Below are 17,937 nucleotides of genomic sequence, written 5' to 3' on the forward strand. Positions count from 1 at the left end.
TCGGCGTTCTCGCGCGCCCCCGGCGCTCCCTTTCCCTCTCTTACTCATCACTAACCGGCGTTTGCGCCGTCGCTTCGGCGCGCGCTGCAGCGGAGGTTTGGCATGTCCGATTTCGGCGAGGTTCTGAACCGGCTCTGGCCGGATGGCGATCGGAAGATTCCCGGGCTGCGCGCCGGGATGATCGCCTCGGCGAGCGAGGTGTTCGCGCGCCACGGTATCGGAACGCCGCTCGTGGTCGCGCATGTGATGGCGCAGATCAGCCACGAATGCGGCGCCGGCCGCGACGTGGTCGAGAACCTGAACTACACCGCGGCGCGGATGATGCAGGTGTGGCCGTCCCGGTTCCGCACGCTGCAGAGCGCCGCGCCTTATGCGCACAATCCGCCGGCGCTCGCCGCCAAGGTCTATAACGGCCGGATGGGCAATGCGCCGGGCTCCGCCGACGGCTGGAATTTCCGCGGCCGCGGCGCCTGTCAGACCACCGGGCGCGACGGCTATGCGCGGCTCGCCAAGGCGACCGGGCTCGACCTCGTCCGCCGGCCCGATCTGGTCAACGATCCGCGGCATTTCCTCGCCTGCGGCGTCGCCGATTTCGTCGCCTGCGGCTGCCTGCCATACGCGAAGGCCGACGACGTCACCGGCGTCACGCGGCGGCTGAACGGCGGCACGATCGGGCTGTCGCAGCGCAAGGCGTGGCTGGCGAAATGGAAGGCGGCGCTGGGCGAGGCGCCGGTCGTCGTCGTCGCGTCGCCGCCGCTGGCGCCGGAGCTGCCGGAGCCGGAACCGGCGCAAGCGCCGGGGTCGGCGCAGCAGCCGTCGCGTCTTGGCAATCTCATCGCCGCGCTGGCCGCGGCCTTCAGGAGGAGTTGACCATGGAGTGGAGCGATCTCGCCAAACAGGTGATCACGCTCGGCGCGCCGCTGCTCGGCAGTGCGCTCGGCGGCCCGCTCGGCGGCGCCGCGGGGCAAATTCTGTCCGAGGTGCTGGGCGCGCCGCAGCCGACCCCGGCCGCGGTGCAGGCGGTGCTGCCCGCCGCCGATCGCGACAAGATCGCCGAAGCGGAAGCGCGCTGGGCCGAGGCGGTCCGCGCCGAGGCCGAGACCCAGCGCATCGCGATCAGCGAGACCCAGACCACGATCCGCGCCGAGATCGCCGCGAACGACCCGATCCAGCGCTGGTGGCGGCCGGCCTATGCCTGGGAGCTGACGCTGGAATGCGCCGCGCTGTGGGCGGTGCTGGTGCACGAATTCTGGACCGGCGACATCCAGACCATCAACGCCCTGATCGGCGCCACCGCGCTGCTGGCGACCTATTGGGCTTTCCGGTTCGGCGTGCTAGGCGTCTATGTCAGCGGCCGGACCCGCGAAAAGGTCTGCGCCGCCACCGGGCAGAACAGCCCCGGCGTGATCGAGACGCTGGTCAAGGCCGTCGTGAAGAAAAAGTAATGCGCAAGGCGGCCGCAAGGCGGCGTCGTTCATCGGTCATTCACGCCGCCGCCGCTCATCTTGTTCCCGCAGGTAACAACGCCGGTGCATCGAAACAGCGGAGTTCAAGGTGCGGCTGCTCGTCGTCGAAGATGATCCCGATCTCAACCGCCAGCTCACCACCGCGCTGACCGACGCCGGCTACGTGGTGGATCGCGCCTTCGACGGCGAGGAGGGGCATTTCCTCGGCGACACCGAACCCTACGACGCGGTGGTGCTGGACATCGGCCTGCCGAAGATGGACGGCATCTCGGTGCTGGAAGCCTGGCGGCGCAATGCCCGCGCGATGCCGGTGCTGATCCTCACCGCGCGCGACCGCTGGAGCGACAAGGTGCAGGGCTTCGACGCCGGCGCCGACGACTACGTCGCCAAGCCGTTCCACCTCGAGGAAGTGCTGGCGCGGATCCGCGCGCTGCTGCGCCGCAGCGCCGGCCACGCCCAGTCCGAGCTGACCTGCGGCCCGGTCGTGCTCGACACCCGCATCGGCCGCGTCAGCGTCCGCGGCAATCCGGTGAAGCTGACCTCGCACGAGTACCGGCTGCTGGCCTATCTGATGCACCATTCCGGCCGGGTGGTGTCCCGCACCGAGCTGGTCGAGCACCTCTACGACCAGGATTTCGACCGCGACAGCAACACCATCGAAGTGTTCGTCGGCCGCATCCGCAAGAAGCTCGACGTCGACATCATCCAGACCGTGCGCGGCCTCGGCTATCTGCTGACGCCGCCGCCGGTCGAAGCCCAGTTGGCGAACCGCTCGTGAACGACCGGGCGAGGGCGTCGCTGCAGAAGCCGGGCTGATGCCGGGCTCGGCCGCACCCGCCGCAAAGCCGCGCCGCCGCACCAGCTCGCTGGCCACCCGCCTGTTCCTGTCCGCGACCGCCTGGGTCGTGGTGATCCTGGCGATCACCGGCATCGTGCTGTCCTCGGTGTACCGCCAGGCCTCCGAGCGCGCGTTCGATCGGCGGCTCAATCTCTATCTGCGCACCATCATCGCCGAAGTCGCGACCCCCGACGCCGCGCCCGACCAGTTCCAGTCGATCGGCGAGCCGCTGTTCGACCTGCCGCTGTCCGGCTGGTACTGGCAGATCGTCCGCATCGACACCGACAAGGTCGAGCCGCGCGCCTCGCGCTCGCTGTGGGACCGCAAGCTGCCGAAGCTCGAAGAGCACGGCATCGAGCTCGGCGCCTCCGGCGTTCGCCAGGGCTATGTCGAGGGCCCGGAAGGCCAGACCCTGCGCATGGTCGAGCGCCCGGTCGATCTCGGCGCCGACGGCAAATTCGTCGTGACGGTGGCCGGCGACGCCACCGAAATCTTCGAGGAAACAAGGACCTTCGACTATTACCTCGCAGGCACCTTCATCGCGCTGTCGATCGGGCTGGTGCTGACCACGATCTTCCAGGTGCGGTTCGGCCTCGCGCCGCTGAACCGGATCTCGCATTCGATCGCCGACATCCGCTCCGGCCGCGCCGAGCGGCTGGAGGGCAAGTTCCCGGTCGAGATCGCGCCGCTGGCGCGCGAGACTAACGCGCTGATCGAGGCCAATCGCGAGATCGTCGAACGCGCCCGCACCCATGTCGGCAACCTCGCCCATGCGATCAAGACGCCGCTGTCGGTGCTGGTCAACGAGGCCGCGGCGCGCCAGGGCGACCCGTTCGCCGCCAAGGTGATGGAGCAGGCCGAGATCATGCGCAGCCAGGTCGCGCATCATCTGGAGCGGGCGCGGATCGCCGCGCGGCTGACGGTGATCGGCACCGTCACCGAGGTCGCACCGGTGATCGAGGCGCTGCGCCGGACGATGGAGAAGATCCACCGCGACCGCGCCATCGAGGTCCGCGCCGAGGTGGCGGACGGCCTGAAATTCCGCGGCGAGAAGCAGGATCTCGAGGAGATGGTCGGCAACCTGGTCGACAATGCCTGCAAATGGGCGGCCGGCCAGGTGGTCATTGCGGCGACCGCCGAGAGCGGCCCGGCGCCGCTGCTGCGCATCATCGTCGACGACGACGGCCGCGGCCTGTCGGCGGCGGAGCAGGCGCAGGTCGCCCGCCGCGGCCGGCGGCTCGACGAGAGCAAGCCCGGCTCCGGCCTCGGCCTCGCCATTGTGGTCGATCTGGCAGCGCTTTACGGCGGCGAACTCACCCTCGGCCACGCCCCGACCGGCGGCCTGCGCGCGGAACTGGTGCTGCCTGCGGCATGAGTTTTTCTCTTATCGAGCTCTCATCGAGACTTTGTTCACCATTCGGAATCGAATTAAGTTGACCATCGACATTCACTGGACAATACAAGGGCCAAAAAGAGCCAACTGAAATCCGCTTAGAATATTAAGTGGATGAATTGATTGTGTTTTTTTGGAGGGCTGGATGTTGGCAAAACGGACATATCTGCAGACACATCCTTGGATCACGTTTGACCTGAGAACGAAGACCTTCCCGCCGCGCACTTGGATGCTTCTTGGCGAGGCGGCTTCAAAGGCACAGCACATCGCGGGCGTCCCACTCAATCCCCAAACCGCGCAACAGTTTCACCGGGTAACTCTGGCAAAGGGGGCTCGGGCTACGACCGCGATCGAAGGAAACACCCTTACCGAGGATCAGGTTGAAGCGCAGATCGAGGGGCGTCTTAAACTGCCGCCGTCACAGCAGTATCTCCAGCAAGAAGTGCAGAACATTGTTGATGCCTGCAACTGGATGCTGGAGGACCGATCCCAGAACGGTCACCGAAAGATAACTCCAGAGTTTTGCTGTGATCTAAACGCAAGAGTTTTGAAAGGACTTGCACTGGAGGACGGGGTTGCAGGGCAAATTCGACGGCATTCAGTCGTCGTTGGCAATGTGTACCGGGGGGCGCCGGCAGAGGACTGCCATTACTTGCTTGAACGACTGTGCGACACCTTAGAAGAAACTAGGGCTCAAACTGTCGCAGATGCGCACAGTACCGCAATATTAAAAGCACTTTTTGCGCATATGTACATCGCGCTCATCCACCCGTTCTGCGACGGCAATGGTCGAACTGCGAGGTTGCTAGAGTATTATATTCTTATGGAGCATGGATTTGCTTCACCAACGGGGCATTTGCTCAGTAATCATTATAACCTTACACGATCGCATTATTACAGAGAGTTGGATAGGATAAGTAAAACAGGCGGTGAGACTGACAGTTTTGTTACTTATGCTCTCCAAGGCTTTGTAGATGGGCTCAAGGAGCAGATTGAAACTATAAGAACAGTGCAACTTTCTGTCGCTTGGGAAAATTATGTTCACAAGCAGTTTCACGGCAAATCTGCTCCGGCGGATTCGCGCCGACGGGAGCTGGTTCTGCAATTGGGGTCCGAAGGAAAGCAGGTCAAGATTGTCGATATTCCGGGATTGAGCCCGAAGTTAGCCAGAGACTACGCAGGGAAGACTGAAAAGACCCTGAGCCGAGATTTGAATGTTCTGGCGGGCATGGGTCTGATACGGCGCTTTCCGGGGCGAAGAGTTGGGGCGCAGAGCGACAAGATAAGAGCCTTTCTCCCATGGCGTGCTCAGTAACATTCGGTCGCATGCCTTTGCCACAGCGTCGCCAGATTTTCTCGCTCCGTTGCCTTGAGCGTTAGGATTTTCGGGGTACAACCCCGGTGGGGAACGGATTGGGGACTGGAATGACGCCTCCGCGTGAGATCGGCTGCGGCGCGAGACGTTCGTCGCGGTCGGCGAAGTCTTCGGCTGCGCTGCTGTTGCTCGCCGCGCTGGCGCTGGCCGGCTGCGACCGCACCACCAACCTCGCCGCGCGCGTCGACTCCTTCACCAGCAATGTCACGCCCGATCTCGGCCGGACCGCAGACGGCGCCGCCGCGGCGGTCGACGACGCCGCGATGGGCGGCCTGATCGGGGCCAAGATCGGCGCGCTGCTGAACGCGGAAGATCGCCGGCTGGCCTATACGGCCGAACTCGAAGCGCTCGATCACGGCGAGTCCGGTGCGCCGGTGCCGTGGAAGAACCCGTCCTCCGGCCGCTATGGCAACATCGTGCCGGGCCCGGCCTACGCCAAGCAGGGCGCGACCTGCCGCGGCTTCTCCCACAGCGTCACGGTCGGCCGCCAGCTCGAGATCGCCCGCGGCACTGCCTGCCGGACCAATGACGGGCCGTGGACGGCGGCGGGCTGATTTCGGGCCGCTCGCGCGCTCGTTCGCCTCAGATTAATCGAGCTATCCCAGCCGGTTGCAGCATTCGCTTGCGATTGATGTGGAACATCAATCCTGTCCGATAGTGGTTTGCCTCAACTCCTTCTTAACACCGCCGCTGTTATCTCTGGAGACAGCGTCTTGCGCGCGCATGGTGCGGCCGGACGCGACAGCAAGCGTGCAGAATTCGGGCGTATGAGCCAGACACCGACCGAACGGCTGAGGGATTACCTCGCCCAGCTCCCGCCGCAGTCGCAGGCGTTGCTGATGCGCGAGTTCGAGCGTGCGCTGGAGCGCGGCGAAGAAGTCGCGGTCGCCAGCTTCGTGCTCGAGGAATTGCGCAAGATCGTCCGCGGCTCCGATGAAGACGAAGCGCCGCGCACCGATGATCCGGCGCGGCTGATGTTCCGCGTGCTGGAGCCGTTCCTGATCGACAACAGTCAGCAGCCGCGGCCGGGTCAGGTTCGCCGCGCCTCGCTGACCTCGATCTGGCAGTGGCTGTCGCGCGAGGCGATTCCCGCGCAGGTCCGCGAATTCGAGGGCGGGCTGATCAGCCTGCGCGGCGGCACCGCGGCGCAGGTCGACGACCTCGTCCGCAAGCTGCAGCTCGCCGCGGCCGAGGCGATCGACAAGGTGATCAATCCGGAGCAGGGCGTCGACCGGCAGCGCGCGATGTCGCGGGTCGGACCGCCCTCGACCGTCGAGGATCTGCCGGGCGTCGGCGCCGTGCTCGCCAACCGCGAAGCGCTCGAAGTGTTCGACAGCAAGCTGTCGTCCAACCTGCGGAGCTTCGGCGACTCGCAGGTGCAGTCGATGATCGCCTCGCTCAACGTCCCGGCGCTGCAGACCCCGATCATGCTGCCGTTCGCGCTGACGATGATCCTGCAGCACCTGACCCAGCCGTGGCAGATCGTCCGGCTGGCGCTCAAGGTGGCGGGCTCCGACGACGAGATCAGGGTCGCGGCGACCCCTTACGGCGTCGCCGTCACCATGGCGATTCACGACATCGCCCAGCTCACCGCCGATCTCCGCGACGAGCTCAAGCGCGGCCATTACAGCAACGTCGCCGAGAAGCTGAAGCTGGTCCATGACGGCGTCCGCGGGCTGCGCACCGAGCTCGACATCCGCAGCGACTCGGCCTGGGGCAAGCGGCTCGCCGCGATCCGCGTCGACATTTCCAATGCGCTCAAATCCGAGATCGAAAGCGTGCCCGGCCGGGTGCGAAGGCTGCTGCGGCAGCGCCCCGACAAGGAGATCTCGGCCAACAGCCGGATCGACCAGCTCGAGGTCGACGAGTCGGCGGCGCTGATCGATTTCGTCGCGGTGTGCCGCAACTACGCCAGCGAGCTCGCGATCAACGAAATGACGCTGCGGACCTATTCCGAGCTGCAGCAATATGTCGAGAAGTCCACCGAATCGCTGGTGCAGTCGCTGCGCGGCTGCGAACCGCGGGTGAAGCCGTTCCGGCACATGCAGGCGCTCGCCGCGATCCAGTTCTGCGAAGTGCTGTTCGGCCACGATTATGCGCAACTGATGCGACGTGCGGTCGAGAGCGCGATGGTCGTGGTGGAGCGCAAGCCGGCGCGGGCGAGCTGACCGCGAGACCTTGATTCATATCAAGATTTGAACGTCGCGCTGCCGTACTCCGGTGTCGCAAATGTCAATTGCGCCAGCGGTCCGGCCATGGTGTAACCCGGCCGGATTTCGACCGCGTCGCAGCCGGCGTTTGCGCTTTCTTACCCCGGAACCCTCCTCGCATGGCCTTGTGGTTTGTGTTGGCGATCATGACGGCCGTCGCGGTGTTCGCCGTACTGTGGCCGCTCGGCCGAGGCGTCCGCACCGAGCGTCAGGGCAGCGAAGCCAATGTCTACAAGGACCAGCTCGCCGAGGTCGACCGCGACGCCGCCGTCGGGCTGATCGGCCCTGCCGAAGCCTCCGCCGCCCGGGTCGAAATCGGCCGCCGGCTGCTCGCCAGCGCCGATGCCGAAAGCAAGGCTCCGGTGACGACGCGCCGCGGGTTGCGGCGTGGGGTCGCGGTGTTCGCGCTGGTCGGCCTGCCGGCGCTGGCGCTCGCGGTGTATCTGCCGCTCGGCTCGCCGATGCAGGGCGACGATCCGCTGGCGAGCCGCACCAAGACCGCGGCGGCCTCGCAGCCGCTCGAAAGCCTGGTGGCCCAGGTCGAGGCGCATCTGGAGAAGAATCCGACCGACGGCCGCGGCTGGACCGTGCTGGCGCCGGTGCTGACCAAGCTCGGGCGGTTCGACGACGCCGCGCGCGCTTACCGCAATTCGCTGACCTATGCGGGCGAAACCGCCGACCGCCACGCCGATCTCGGCGAGGTGCTGGTGGCGGCTTCGGGCGGCGTGGTGACGGCCGACGCCAAGTCGGAATTCGAGCGTGCGGTGAAACTGAAGGCCGACGATCCGAAGGCAGGGTATTTCCTGGGCCTTGCTGCCGAACAGGACGGGCGGCCGAAGGATGCCGCGGCGATGTGGCGCGCGATGCTGGCGAAGGCGCCGGCGGATGCGCCGTGGAAGCCGATGCTGCAGGCGCAGATCGCCCGGATCGAGGGCACGCCGCTGCCGGCGCTGCCCGACGAGACGATCGCTTCGGCGCAGAACATGAGCGAGGCCGACCGCAGCGCGATGATCCGCGGCATGGTCGACAAGCTCGCCGCCCGGCTGCAGCAGAACGGCGACGACGTCGAGGGATGGCTGCGGCTGGTGCGTGCCTATATGGTGCTGGGCGACGGCGACAAGGTGAAGCAGGCGCAGGCGCAGGCGCGGCAGGCGGTGGCCGGCAATGCCGAGCGGCTGAAGCAGCTCAATGACGGGCTGAAGACTCTCGGGCTGGACGGATGACGACGAGGCCGGAGTTCATGCGGTTTTCCGACAAAATCGTCCGGCAAATGTCGCGCAAGCGCGAAACGCAACGATCAGGCGTCGACCATCACGGCGGCGCTCGGGATGCCGAAACAAGCAAGGCTCACCATGACTCGTAAACAGCGGCGGTTGATGATGATCGGGGGCGCCGGCGTGGTGCTCGTCGTCGCGGTGGGGCTGGTGCTGAACGCGATGCGCGGCTCGATCGTGTTCTTCTCGACGCCGCAGATGGTGCACGAGCAGCATATCGAGGCCGGCAAGCGCTTCCGACTCGGCGGCGTGGTCGAGCCCGGCTCGCTGTCGCGCGGCGAACAACTCGCGGTGGCCTTCAAGGTGTCCGACGGCGCCGCCACCGTGCCGGTGGCGTTCAAGGGCATTCTGCCGGATCTGTTCCGCGAAGGGCAGGGCGTGATCGCCGAGGGGGCGCTCGACACTGCCGGCGTGTTCAAGGCCGATACCGTGCTCGCCAAGCACGACGAAACCTACATGCCGAAGGAAGTCGCCGACGCGCTGAAGAAGCAGGGCCACTGGAAGGACGACTACGAGAAGAAGCCGCCGGGCGCAGGGCCGGCGGCCTCCGCCTCCGCGGCCGGACCGGCGCGATGATCGCCGAGGCCGGTCACTACGCACTGGTGCTGGCGCTGGCGCTGGCGCTGATCCAGTCGACGGTGCCGATCCTCGGCGCGCGGCTGGGCGACGGCGGGCTGATGAACGTCGCGCGCTCGACGGCGCTGGCGCAATTCGCCTTCGTCGCCGTCTCGTTCGGCGCGCTGGTCTGGCTCAACGTCACCTCCGACTTCTCGGTCGTCAACGTCTACGAGAACTCGCATTCGGCCAAGCCGCTGCTCTACAAGATCACCGGCGTGTGGGGAAACCACGAAGGCTCGATGCTGCTGTGGGTGGCGATCCTGGCGCTGTTCGGCGGCATGGTCGCCGCCTTCGGCAACAATCTGCCGCTGTCGCTGCGCGCCCATGTGCTGGCGGTGCAGGCCTGGGTGGCGAGCGCGTTCTATCTGTTCATCCTGATCACATCGAACCCGTTCCTGCGGATTCCCAATCCGCCGCTCGAGGGCCGCGATCTCAATCCGGTGCTGCAGGATATCGGCCTCGCGGTGCATCCGCCGCTGCTGTATCTCGGCTATGTCGGCTTCTCGATCTCGTTCTCGTTCGCCGCGGCAGCGCTGATGGAAGGCCGGCTCGACGCCGCCTGGGCGCGCTGGGTGCGGCCGTGGACGCTGATGGCGTGGATCTTCCTCACGCTGGGGATCGCGATGGGCTCGTACTGGGCCTATTACGAACTCGGCTGGGGCGGCTGGTGGTTCTGGGACCCGGTCGAGAACGCCTCGCTGATGCCGTGGCTCGCCGGCACCGCGCTGTTGCATTCGGCGCTGGTGATGGAGAAGCGCAACGCGCTGAAGGTCTGGACCATCCTCTTGTCGATCCTGACCTTCTCGCTGTCGCTGCTCGGCACCTTCCTGGTGCGCTCAGGCGTCTTGACCTCGGTGCACACCTTCGCCACCGACCCGTCGCGCGGCGTGTTCATCCTGATGATTCTGTGCGTCTTCATCGGCGGCAGTCTGGCGCTGTTCGCGTGGCGCGCCTCGTCGCTGAAGCAGGGCGGGCTGTTCGCGCCGATCTCGCGCGAGGGCGCGCTGGTGCTGAACAATCTGTTCCTCACCACCGCCTGCGCCACGGTGTTCGTCGGCACGCTGTATCCGCTGGCGCTGGAAGTTCTCACCGGCGACAAGATCTCGGTCGGCGCGCCGTTCTTCAATCTCACCTTCGGGCCGCTGATGGTGCCGCTGATGCTGGCGATGCCGTTCGGCCCGCTGCTGGCGTGGAAGCGCGGCGACCTGCTCGGCGCGGCGCAGCGGCTGGTGGCCGCCGGCGTCGTGGCGCTGCTCGCGGTCGCGCTGGTCTGGGCCTGGACCACCGGCGGCCCGGTGCTGGCGCCGCTGGCGATCGGACTCGCGGTGTTCGTGATCGCCGGCGCGCTCGCCGATATCGTCGAGCGCATCGGGCTGTTGCGCAATCCGCTGTCGATCTCGTCGCGCCGCGCCCGCGGACTGCCGCGCTCGGCATGGGGTACGCTGTTCGCGCATGCGGGCGTCGGCGTGGCGCTGATCGGCATCGTCTGCGAGACCACCTGGAACAGCGAACACATCGCCGCGATGAAGGAGGGCGAGTCCGCCAAGCTCGCCGGCTACGAACTCAAATTCGACGGCGCGATGCAGCGTCAGGGCCCAAACTATCGCGAGTTGCAGACCCATTTTTCGATCAGCGAAGGCGGCCGGCCGATCGGGGTGATGACGCCGTCGAAGCGCAGCTTCTCGACCCGCGGAACCTCGACCACCGAGGCGGCGCTGCTGACGCGCGGCGTCAGCCAGCTCTACATCTCGCTCGGCGAGATCGACGCCGCGGGCGCAGTGACGGTGCGGATCTATCACAAGCCCTTCGTGCTGCTGATCTGGATCGGACCGCTGCTGATGGCGTTCGGCGGCCTGCTGTCGCTGTCCGATCGACGGCTGCGCGTAGGCGCGCCGAAACCCGCCAAGCCGCAGCGCGCGCTGCAGCCGGCGGAGTGAACGAACGTCATCCTGAGGAGCCGCGTAGCGGCGTCTCGAAGGATGTAGCTGAACAATCATCCTTCGAGACGCATCCTGCGGATGCTGCTCAGGATGAGGGGAGAGTGCGGTGCGAAAGTTCGCGACGGTAATACTTCTGGCCCTGTCGATGCTCGCCTTCGCCGCGCCACTGGCCCAGGCGGTGCAGCCCGACGAGGTGATGGCCGATCCGGCGCAGGAGGCGCGGGCGCGGGAATTGTCGCGCGAACTGCGCTGCATGGTCTGCCAGAACCAGTCGATCGACGATTCCGATGCGACGCTCGCCAAGGATCTGCGGCTCCTGGTGCGCGAGCGGATCGCGGCCGGCGACAGCAACAATCAGGTGCTGGACTATCTGGTCGCGCGCTACGGCGAATTCGTGCTGCTGAAGCCGCGCTTCGAAACCCACACGCTGGTGCTGTGGCTGGTGACGCCGCTGGTGTTGTTCGGCGGCGGGCTGGCGCTGTGGCTGCACGTGCGCAGACGCGCCCGCAATGCGCCGCGGGCGCTGGACGCGGCGCAGCCGCTCAGCGCCGACGAACAGGCGCGGCTGGAGCGGCTGATGGCGGAAGGATCCGACCGTCCGGTCTGATCCGATCCGCCAAGCGCCGCGTGTGTGGCCTCAGAACGGCACGATTTCCATCGGCAGCGGCTTGCCGGCCTTGTGCAATGCGATCCAGCGGTGCAGTTCGGCGACGTGGCCGCTTTCCTCGGCGACGAACTCTTTCGCCAGCGCCCTGATTTCCGGATTGTCGGTGGTGTCGAGCACGTTCTTGTACCAGTCATAGGCGCCGGTCTCGGCTTCGAGCGCGATTTCCAGCGCCAGATCGCGACCGATGAACGGGTCGGTGCCCCAGATAGCCGCGGTCTCCGGGCTTTCGTCACCCGGCCATTTGAAATCGCCGATTTCCATCTCCGGCATGTCGCGGAAGCCTGCGCGCGCCTGGGCGTCGGCCTGATGCATCCGCGAGTAGTCCGCGAGCTGCCGGAACAGCTTCGAGACTTCCTTGTTGCCGCACGAATCCATCGCGTCGGCAAGCTGACCGAACCGCAGCGCCGCTTCCTGTTCGAGGCGGATCGAGTGCGCCAGAAACTCTTCGACCGTTTCCATCTGAATATCCTTCGCTGTTCGGCTGCCGCCGGGTCGACGGCAGCCGTCTCCGATGTCGGATCTCGTCGTCAGGCGTTTTCAGCCGTCTTGGCGTGCTTGAGCGCCCATTCTTCCTGGGTGATCCAGGCTTCGAGGATGCGGACGTGCTCGGCTTCCTCGCCGACGAATTCCTTCGCCGCGGCGGCGACCTCGGGCGACTTGGTGGTCGCTTCGATCGCACGGTAGAATTCGTAGCCGCGACGTTCGCCCTGCAGCGCCGCCTTCAGGCCGCCGAGCCGCGTCATCGAGGTGTCGGAGGCCCACACCGCCGCGCGCTCCGGGGTGGCGTGATCGGGCCACGCGTAGTCCGGCGGCACCGATTTGCTCACATCGATGCTGCCGGCGCGCGCCTTCACTTCGGCGAGATGCATCCGCGAGAATTCGGCGAGCTGCGCGAACAGCTTCGCGACCGACTCGTTGCCGGCCTCGGCCATCGCCTTGGCGAGTTCGTCGTAATGCAGGGCGGCGTCTTCCTCGAGCTTGGCGGCGTAGCTGAAGAACTCCGGCAGCGTCGAGATTTCGAGGCCACCCTTGAAGCGCGCCGCGGCGTGAGTCACCGCGAGCTTCTGCGGCAGGGTCTTGTCGCCCTCGAACCGCACCATGATGTCCTCGTTGCGGACGAAGCACTGGCAGGCGAGGCGGTAGCGCGGCGGAATGTCGTTGACCTCGGCGTTGGCGATCTCGTCCTTGGTGATCTTGCCGAGCTGACGCAGCACTTCCTTTTCCTTCTCGGTCAGCGCCACTGCGGATTTGGCCTTCGGATTGAAGTGCTCGACCTGCACCAGGCAGGAGCCGCATTCGCCGTCCTGACAATCGAACGGAATCGGGATCTTGTGCGCCTTCGCGACGGCGAGAATGGTGCCGCGATCGCCGGCGACGGCGTAAACGGTGACGTCCTTCGCCATCACGGGCGAAGAGAAGGTAATATTGGCCAAGGCGCGCTCTCCTGTTAGCTGGGTTAGGACCGACGCCGTACGGGCGTCCTTGATGCCGCCTTGGCAAGAAGCAGGCCACTGGAGATGAGCTGATATTTCAGTTAGTTGCGCAAATTCGTGCAGCAGCTCGCGCGGCGGCCGCGGATCGGATTCCCGACACAAATGTACGAGTATTGACAAAACCGTGAGCTGATCGTGGGCCCTATCGCGACCAACCGTCGCGCCGGAATACCGCTAAGTTACAAAAGTTTAATGCCTCATCCAGCGCGCTGTAAGGAGCGAGCCCCCATCTTCAGACCAACCGGTGCGATCGCCCGCACCCCGACATTCGATGGTTCTGGAGACCCTGTATGACCGACCGTTCTTCCGATCTCACCTCGCAGCCGTCCAGCCGGCCGGTTCGCCGCTCGCTGTTCTCGGCGCGGAAATTCGCGCTGATGGCGTCGGTGGTGGCCGGCCTCGGCGCGGGCGCGTTCGGGCTGTCGCAAGTCCCGGCTTCCGGCGATCTGTTCAGCACGCCGGCGCACGCGCAGGTCGGCAACGAGGTCCACAAGGCGCTGCAGCCGGTGGGTTTCGCCGACATCGTCGAGAAGGTGAAGCCGTCGGTGATCTCGGTGAAGGTCAACATCGCCGAGAAGGTGGCGAAGAACGACGAGCGCAGCGAGCGCAGCGAAGAATCGCCGTTCGCGCCCGGCTCGCCGATGGAGCGCTTCTTCCGCCGCTTCGGCGGTGAAATGCCGCCCGGCATGCGCGGCCATCCCGGCCGCGGCATGATGACCGGGCAGGGCTCGGGCTTCTTCATCACCGCCGACGGCTATGCGGTGACCAACAATCACGTCGTCGACGGCGCCGACAAGGTCGAAGTCACCACCGACGACGGCAAGACCTACAAGGCCAAGGTGATCGGCACTGACCAGCGCACCGATCTGGCGCTGATCAAGGCCGAAGGCCGCACCGACTTCCCGTTCGCCAAGCTGTCCGAAGGCAAGCCGCGGATCGGCGACTGGGTGCTCGCGGTCGGCAATCCGTTCGGCCTCGGCGGCACCGTCACCGCCGGCATCGTCTCGGCCTCCGGCCGCGACCTCGGCAACGGTCCGTATGACGATTTCATCCAAATCGACGCGCCGGTGAACAAGGGCAATTCCGGCGGCCCGGCTTTCGACGTCAATGGCGAGGTGATGGGCGTCAACACCGCGATCTACTCGCCCTCGGGCGGCAGCGTCGGCATCGCGTTCTCGATCCCGGCCTCGACCGTCAAGGCGGTGGTGCAGCAGCTCAAGGACAAGGGCTCGGTCAGCCGCGGCTGGATCGGCGTCCAGATCCAGCCGGTGACGCCGGAGATCGCCGACAGCCTCGGGCTGAAGAAGGCCGACGGCGCGCTGGTGGCGGAGCCGCAGGCCAACGGCCCGGCCGCCAAGGCCGGCATCGAATCCGGCGACGTCATCACCGCCGTCAACGGCACGCCGGTGAAGGACGCGCGCGAGCTCGCCCGCACCATCGGCGGCTTCGCGCCGGGCAATACGGTGAAGCTCACCGTGGTCCACAAGGGCGCCGATCGCGAACTCAGCCTGACGCTCGGCCAGTTGCCGAACCAGATCGAGGCCAAGGCCAATGACGACGGCGACAGCGGACGCCAATCCAGCCGCGGCGCCGAAGTGCCGCGGCTCGGCCTGACGGTCGCGCCGGCCAGTTCGGTCGCCGGCGCCGGCAAGGATGGCGTGGTGGTCACCGACGTCGATCCGAAGAGTGCCGCAGCCGAGCGCGGCTTCAAGGAAGGCGATGTGATCCTCGAGGTCGCGGGCAAGAATGTCGCGAGCCCGGGTGATGTCCGCGAGGCCATCAACACCGCCAAGAACGACAACAAGAACAGCGTGCTGATCCGGGTCCGCTCGGGTGGTTCGTCACGCTTCGTCGCGGTGCCGATCTCGGCCAAGGGCTGATCGCCACCCGACGCAGAGTTGGAGAGTGTCGCCGGCAATGTCGCCCCCGCTGACGGCGCTTTCCGGGGGACGGGTGAACAGCTCGTCCCCACCTTCTACCTTCCGGCCGGAGTAAGCCCCCCTCCGTCGGAAGGACCAGGCGGGCGGTGGAGTTCCCCCAGCTCCATCGCCCGCTTCCACGTCCGGTGGGCGCGTCGTGCCGCCTTGCATGAAGGCTGAAGTCCCGCCATGGTGCCAGAAACCGTGAAGCCCGCGAGCGAATCCGAACCCCATATGCGCCTGCTGATCATCGAGGATGACCGCGAATCCGCCGATTATCTGGTGAAGGCGTTTCGTGAAGTCGGCCACGTCGCCGATCTCGCCAGCGACGGCGAAGAGGGCCTCGCGCTCGCCGACAGCGGCGATTACGACGTGCTGGTGATCGACCGCATGCTGCCCAAGCGCGACGGCCTGTCGGTGATCGGCACGCTGCGCGACAAGGGCAATCGCACCCCGGCGCTGATCCTGTCGGCGCTGGGACAGGTCGACGACCGCATCAAGGGCCTGCGCGCCGGCGGCGACGACTATCTGCCGAAGCCCTACGCCTTCGCCGAACTCTTGGCGCGAGTCGAGGTGCTTTCACGCCGCCACGGCGGCCCGGCCGAAGAGACCAGCTACCGCGTCGGCGATCTCGAACTCGACCGGCTGTCGCACCGCGTCACCCGCGGCACCGAGGAGCTGACGCTGCAGCCGCGCGAATTTCGTCTGCTCGAATATCTGATGAAGCACGCCGGCCAGGTCGTGACCCGCACCATGCTGCTGGAGAACGTCTGGGACTATCATTTCGATCCGCAGACCAACGTCATCGACGTCCACATCTCCCGCCTGCGCGGCAAGATCGACAAGGGCTTCGACCGTCCGCTGCTGCACACGATACGGGGTGCGGGGTATATGATCAGGGATGGTATGAGGTAGCGATATCCGGCGCGCGCGCCGACTTAAAGCATGAGTATCTGCGGATACGGTTGTTTAGTCATATCAGTCGGGTTGCAACTGAAGGTTATGGTCAAGTAAGTTCCCGCGCCGAATGGGGGAATCATGATCAAAATCGACATTGCAACGAAAGTCGTTTCGCCTGACACCTTGATTTGGGTGGTTTTCCCGGGCCTTCGAAGGCGGTTTCTCAACATCTTCCTTGCAAACGATGTGGTTTTTCTTGAGGCTCCTGGCCTCGAACTGAATCCGGAAGTTGTCAAGCACGCAGCCTTGGTGAGGCAGCGGACACGACTATCCATGGCAGTAGCGGACTACGTGAGGAAGGGAGATGGTCAGCCTCCCGCTCGCAATCCTTCCAACTATTCAGATGCCAAGTTGGATGACGGTCCTGAGAAAACTCTCGCGTCCAATATACGGAAAATGTTCGCTAAGATGAAAGCCGGCGATCTTATTGTGGTTCCTGGCCAAACCTTCGCGCCAGTACACTTCGCCGAGATTATCTCTGATTTTTCTGCAAACGATACAATCGAGATTGACCGATATCCGGGCGAGCAGATTCCAGTTCGGAAGGTACGGTGGCTGAGCCAAGTCCCGCGTGCTATGGTACCGTCGGAACTGCAGGTGTACCTCTCGAAGCCGCCCGCTGCTCAGATGGTGCCGCGCGGATTTCAGAACGATCAGTTTTTTAGGCTGGCTTATCCATCCTTTGTCCAAGCAGAAAAGTCTGCGGTAATGATGGAAGGCCCTCGATATGACGGAAAGCACCCGCTCGCAACGCATGAAGCTAACGTCTTAGTTTCGTATTTTATTTCCGCGTTCAATGCGATTGAACTAAATCGATTGCAGCAATTCACCACGCTCGATGTCGATCAGGCAATTGCGGCCTTTTACGCTCCCGCGTTAGTCGATTCTTTCTCGCAGAACTTCAATTCGCCAGGAAAATTCGGACTGGTGGCATTTTCAGCCATTATGGCGACCTTCGTAAGTGCGGGAATCGCTGTGTCTCTTCTTGGTCCGAGCGATGCTCAATTGGCCGGGGGCATCGAGGTCACGAACTCAATCTCACCTCAAGATTCTCATGCAGCTAAGAGCGCGGGCGTAAAACTACAGTACCTTTACAATGCGCTCCAAAAACAAGAGATTGATCGATTGAGCGATCTCGCTGATAAAGCTGAAAAGAACATTGGTCTGAGGACGCCCATGAAGGTCGAGGTGGCGCCGTGATGTGGACACTTCGCCTTCTGGCCTATTTGAAGGGGGTCTGTCTCCGAGACAAGTTGCCCGTCTGGGCAACTCTACTCGGATTTATAGTAGGCGGACTGATCACAGCTATTGGCACATACTGGATAGTACCTCGAATCAATCAAACCTTGGAGAGACAGAAGATTCGTAGTGAATTTGTGATCCGGAACCTCGATGATCTAAATTCACGGACCAGAATGCTTATGGCTGACGTTTCTCTTATTCATCAGGCGATTTTGCGCACGGGTGTTCCTGACGACGGCGCCATACAGAGAGCGCTTGCCAAGATTACAGAAATGCAATGGAAGGCTATAGAGCTGGCAATAATATTCAGCGGATCTGCAGGGCAGTTGACGATCGAGGGATATCAACAAGATCTGGATGGGTTGCGATCCGCCCTTTCTACACTCCAGAAGAAGGAGGACTTGCTTGCTTCACAGCGGGCCGTGGAAAGATTGTCTGCTAGCACGGTTCAGGTGATCAAGGAGCTTGCTGGTTTAGCCGGTCTCGGCGTCGGAAGACTCCAGGCCCCAAATGCAAGATAGATCGCTCTATCTACTTACTTC

17 protein-coding genes are annotated in these 17,937 nt (G+C 64.7%); 15 read left to right on the forward strand and 2 right to left on the reverse strand.

Annotated features, from left to right (window positions below; all coding sequences use genetic code 11):
• Positions 1–102 precede the first annotated feature (102 nt).
• From SR870_RS02485 to SR870_RS02535, 11 genes are all read left to right on the forward strand, one after another.
• Complete coding sequence (locus tag SR870_RS02485; protein WP_322516471.1) at positions 103–870, forward strand: glycoside hydrolase family 19 protein; 768 nt, start codon at positions 103–105, stop codon at positions 868–870.
• A gap of 2 nt (positions 871–872) precedes the next feature.
• Complete coding sequence (locus tag SR870_RS02490; protein WP_322516472.1) at positions 873–1,445, forward strand: 3TM-type holin; 573 nt, start codon at positions 873–875, stop codon at positions 1,443–1,445.
• Between the two features lie 109 nt (positions 1,446–1,554).
• Positions 1,555–2,244: a response regulator transcription factor gene (locus SR870_RS02495; protein ID WP_322516473.1), complete on the forward strand. Its 690-nt coding sequence runs from the start codon at positions 1,555–1,557 to the stop codon at positions 2,242–2,244.
• A 37-nt stretch (positions 2,245–2,281) separates the two neighbouring features.
• Positions 2,282–3,679, forward strand: coding sequence for a sensor histidine kinase (locus tag SR870_RS02500; protein WP_322516474.1), 1,398 nt, complete (start codon positions 2,282–2,284; stop codon positions 3,677–3,679).
• A 163-nt stretch (positions 3,680–3,842) separates the two neighbouring features.
• On the forward strand, positions 3,843–5,012 hold the full coding sequence (locus SR870_RS02505) for a Fic family protein (protein ID WP_322516475.1): 1,170 nt from the start codon (positions 3,843–3,845) through the stop codon (positions 5,010–5,012).
• Between the two features lie 110 nt (positions 5,013–5,122).
• Entirely contained in the window at positions 5,123–5,626 is a 504-nt protein-coding gene (locus SR870_RS02510; RefSeq protein ID WP_322516476.1) for an RT0821/Lpp0805 family surface protein, read from the forward strand.
• Positions 5,627–5,839: 213 nt separating this feature from the next.
• Positions 5,840–7,240: a hypothetical protein gene (locus tag SR870_RS02515; RefSeq protein ID WP_322516477.1), complete on the forward strand. Its 1,401-nt coding sequence runs from the start codon at positions 5,840–5,842 to the stop codon at positions 7,238–7,240.
• Positions 7,241–7,401: 161 nt separating this feature from the next.
• Entirely contained in the window at positions 7,402–8,505 is a 1,104-nt protein-coding gene (ccmI, locus tag SR870_RS02520) for a c-type cytochrome biogenesis protein CcmI (protein WP_322516478.1), read from the forward strand.
• 129 nt (positions 8,506–8,634) lie between these two features.
• Positions 8,635–9,132 (forward strand): cytochrome c maturation protein CcmE, encoded by a 498-nt coding sequence (ccmE, locus tag SR870_RS02525; RefSeq protein WP_322516479.1) that lies wholly within the window; start codon positions 8,635–8,637, stop codon positions 9,130–9,132.
• Positions 9,129–11,111 carry a heme lyase CcmF/NrfE family subunit gene (locus SR870_RS02530; RefSeq protein WP_322516480.1) on the forward strand — a complete coding sequence of 661 codons (1,983 nt, stop codon included), beginning with the start codon at positions 9,129–9,131 and terminating at the stop codon, positions 11,109–11,111. Before ccmE ends, SR870_RS02530 begins: the two co-directional genes overlap by 4 nt.
• A 148-nt stretch (positions 11,112–11,259) precedes the next feature.
• Positions 11,260–11,721, forward strand: coding sequence for a cytochrome c-type biogenesis protein (locus tag SR870_RS02535; protein ID WP_322516481.1), 462 nt, complete (start codon positions 11,260–11,262; stop codon positions 11,719–11,721).
• A gap of 30 nt (positions 11,722–11,751) precedes the next feature.
• Here the strand turns inward: SR870_RS02535 and SR870_RS02540 are convergent, their stop codons facing one another.
• Positions 11,752–12,240 (reverse strand): ferritin family protein, encoded by a 489-nt coding sequence (locus SR870_RS02540; RefSeq protein WP_322516482.1) that lies wholly within the window; start codon positions 12,238–12,240, stop codon positions 11,752–11,754.
• A 68-nt stretch (positions 12,241–12,308) separates the two neighbouring features.
• Positions 12,309–13,214, reverse strand: coding sequence for a ferritin family protein (locus SR870_RS02545; protein ID WP_322516483.1), 906 nt, complete (start codon positions 13,212–13,214; stop codon positions 12,309–12,311).
• Between the two features lie 350 nt (positions 13,215–13,564).
• Here SR870_RS02545 and SR870_RS02550 point away from each other — a divergent pair, with 350 nt between their 5' ends.
• The 4 genes from SR870_RS02550 to SR870_RS02565 all read left to right on the forward strand — a co-directional run bounded on the left by SR870_RS02550 (position 13,565) and on the right by SR870_RS02565 (position 17,916).
• Positions 13,565–15,154, forward strand: coding sequence for a Do family serine endopeptidase (locus SR870_RS02550; RefSeq protein WP_322516484.1), 1,590 nt, complete (start codon positions 13,565–13,567; stop codon positions 15,152–15,154).
• A 273-nt stretch (positions 15,155–15,427) separates the two neighbouring features.
• Complete coding sequence (locus SR870_RS02555) at positions 15,428–16,108, forward strand: response regulator transcription factor (RefSeq protein WP_322518388.1); 681 nt, start codon at positions 15,428–15,430, stop codon at positions 16,106–16,108.
• 123 nt (positions 16,109–16,231) lie between these two features.
• Entirely contained in the window at positions 16,232–17,353 is a 1,122-nt protein-coding gene (locus SR870_RS02560; RefSeq protein ID WP_322516485.1) for a hypothetical protein, read from the forward strand.
• A 221-nt stretch (positions 17,354–17,574) separates the two neighbouring features.
• Positions 17,575–17,916 (forward strand): hypothetical protein, encoded by a 342-nt coding sequence (locus SR870_RS02565; RefSeq protein WP_322516486.1) that lies wholly within the window; start codon positions 17,575–17,577, stop codon positions 17,914–17,916.
• Positions 17,917–17,937: the final 21 nt, after the last annotated feature.

Source organism: Rhodopseudomonas palustris, assembly GCF_034479375.1.
GTDB classification, from domain to species: Bacteria; Pseudomonadota; Alphaproteobacteria; order Rhizobiales; family Xanthobacteraceae; genus Rhodopseudomonas; species Rhodopseudomonas palustris_M.